The organism is Moorena sp. SIO1F2 (assembly GCF_010672755.1).
In the GTDB taxonomy this organism is placed as follows: Bacteria; Cyanobacteriota; Cyanobacteriia; order Cyanobacteriales; family Coleofasciculaceae; genus Moorena.
On the sequence record NZ_JAAHFV010000567.1, the window covers coordinates 1 to 2,624 of the forward strand.

Here is a 2,624-nt window from a genome sequence, read left to right on the forward strand (position 1 = left end):
GGATAAGGGCGACCGATGAAAGACGCTCAAGGAAGTGGAGATTCCGAAATCTCCCAATGTAGCTAGGGTTCAAGCTACGTCCCCACCCGAAGGAGCACTTCGAGATGGATATGGCGGTTTCGACTACCTTATTCCCGAATCGATTTGTTTCATAGCTAGAAGGTAATGCGTAACCAGTGACATATACCGCATGGTGATGGGTCGTTAGGGGAAGAATCATGATTGTTGATGAAAAGAATCGTTGTAAGCGTCGTTAACATGGATATTCCTGCTAAAGCGGTAATGGGAATACTAGCTCCAAGGATTAGTTCAATTTGTCCTGAACAATCGATTATAAGCACGACTTGCTTATAGAACCCCACGGACTCGGCGTAAAGACGGCAACCAAAGATTCATATCTTCCTTGTGTGTAACCGGGTAAGCCGAGATTGAGTCCTTAACACAGGTCGATAAGTTAAGGTAGCCAAATCGTAAGAGGAGGTATAACTCTCAGTCCGGTAGAAGTCTGAACCAAGCAAATGCCAACAATCCGAAAGGAAACAGGAAATCGCCTAGGGCGTATAACTGGTTGGATAAAGGGATTTTCCCTCAACTTGAAAGAGTGCTGAATTTCAGAGCTGATTCCGAGCGGACGGAATTACATACTTAATACACCTTCATTGTAATGGAAAAGATAGAACCGAATTCAACCGAAAACGGTATCGTAACAAAACAAACCACCGACTGGCATACCATCAATTGGAAAAGAGCCTATCGGACGGTCAGGAAATTAAGACGTAGGATATTCCTCGCGACTCGCGAAGGCAAATGGAGAAAGGTGAATAAACTACAACGCTTAATGCTGCGTAGTTACTCCAATATACTTATTTCCGTGAGACAGGCTGCACAACTTAAATATTGGCAAAAACACCCCTGGCGTAGATAAAATCGCCAATCTAAATCCCAAAGTCAGGGCAGAGATGGTCGATGCTCTCAGCCGATATAAAACATGGCAGCCAATCCCGACAAAACGTGTGTACGTACCTAAGTCCAACGGTAAAAAACGTCCATTAGGAATTCCTTGCATGATTGACAGATGCATACAAGGCATGGTCAAAAATGCACGCTTAACCTCAATGGGAAGCCACCTTTGAACCAACATCATACGGATTCAGACCAGGCAGAAGTACCCATGATGCACGACAAAGGATATTCCTTAACATCAAAGGCGAGAAAAACCGTAAATGGTGGGTACTAGATGCAGACATTTCAGGATGTTTTGACAACATATCCCACAAACCATTAATGGATGCAACAGCAAACTTCCCTGCCAAAAAACTTGTGGAACAATGGCTCAAAGCGGGGTACATCGATAAAGGTGTATTTCACAACACAGAAACCGGAACTCCACAAGGGGGAATAATCAGCCCACAAAAGCGCTAACATTGCCCTACATGGCATGGAAGATGCATTAGGAATTAGGTACAAACGGATAATAAACTGCATGACCTCTTCCGGAGAATCTTGGTCCAACACCTCCAAACGGAGTCTAATCCGCTACGCCGATGACTTTGTTGTTCTAACAGAAAGCAAAGAAGATGCGATGGAAGCTAAGGCAATACTCTCCGAGTGGTTGACTGAAAAAGGATTAGAACTATCCGAGGAAAAGACCAACGTAAAACATCTAACCGAAGGCTTTGACTTCCTGGGCTGGAATTTCCGTAAATACCAAACCACAAAACGCAAATCGGGTCTCATAACTCTCATCAAGCCTTCCAAAAAGAACGTGCAGAAATTCAAGGATGAACTCAAGAAACTCTTTGGAACCTCTAAAGGAGTACCAACCACCAAGGTAATCAAAGACCTCAACTCCAAAATCCGGGGATGGGGCAATTACCACGACGGTGCAGTATCCAAAGAAATATTTTCAGATTTGGATAATTACATATCTTGGAAGCTAAAACGATGGGGTAAACGGAAACATCACAATAAATCATGGGAATGGATAGCCGATAAGTATTTCGGTTGCCTATGCCCAGGTAGGGATGATAACTGGGTATTTGGAGACAAATCCGAAAAACATGCATACGTGCATAAACTCCGATGGATACCTATCCAACGTCACACGCTTGTCCAACACACTTTCAGTCCCGATGACCCAACTCTGGTCGAATACTGGGAAAAGCGAAGCCTTAAGCAAAGAAAAAAGACAGCGAAAGGAAGGTTCACGAAGGGTAAGGATAAAATAGCAAACAGACAGAACTACATCTGTCCTGTCTGCAATCAGCCTCTAGAGGCTTTTGATGAAATTCACGTTCATCATATAACACCATCACACCTCGGTGGCAAAGACACATACGATAACATGATTTATCTACATCAGGACTGCCACCATTCCATCCATGCCTTGGGGGCTGACTTACCAGACATACAGAAAATGCTGAAAGCCGGGATAACAAAACCCTCCAAGACACGGAACAAAAGCCAAAAGGTACAAAACCGCAAGTCAAGGAAAAGAAGTAGCAATGATAAGTGAGTTCTTTTGGAATTGGTTGCGCCGTGTACTTGGAGACTTGTTCGCACGGTGCTTTGGGGACGAAGCGGGAGCAATCCCGCTGACTTACCCGATTTACCCTTAATAAAAA

The 2,624-nt window shown here is 44.0% G+C and carries 3 protein-coding genes and 1 pseudogene; 3 read left to right on the plus strand and 1 reads right to left on the minus strand.

Going from position 1 to position 2,624, the window contains the following annotated elements:
- The coding region (locus F6J94_RS32795; protein WP_293047883.1) for a hypothetical protein at positions 1–220 on the minus strand (220 nt) is incomplete at its 3' end.
- 444 nt (positions 221–664) lie between these two features.
- Between F6J94_RS32795 and F6J94_RS32800 the strand changes: the two genes are divergently transcribed.
- The 3 genes and pseudogenes from F6J94_RS32800 to F6J94_RS32810 all read left to right on the plus strand — a co-directional run bounded on the left by F6J94_RS32800 (position 665) and on the right by F6J94_RS32810 (position 2,515).
- Positions 665–925 carry a reverse transcriptase N-terminal domain-containing protein gene (locus tag F6J94_RS32800; RefSeq protein ID WP_293030640.1) on the plus strand — a complete coding sequence of 87 codons (261 nt, stop codon included), beginning with the start codon at positions 665–667 and terminating at the stop codon, positions 923–925.
- A 254-nt stretch (positions 926–1,179) separates the two neighbouring features.
- Positions 1,180–1,422, plus strand: a pseudogene (locus tag F6J94_RS32805) (reverse transcriptase domain-containing protein); the annotation flags it as partial.
- Between the two features lie 61 nt (positions 1,423–1,483).
- Complete coding sequence (locus tag F6J94_RS32810; protein ID WP_293030637.1) at positions 1,484–2,515, plus strand: group II intron maturase-specific domain-containing protein; 1,032 nt, start codon at positions 1,484–1,486, stop codon at positions 2,513–2,515.
- Positions 2,516–2,624: the final 109 nt, after the last annotated feature.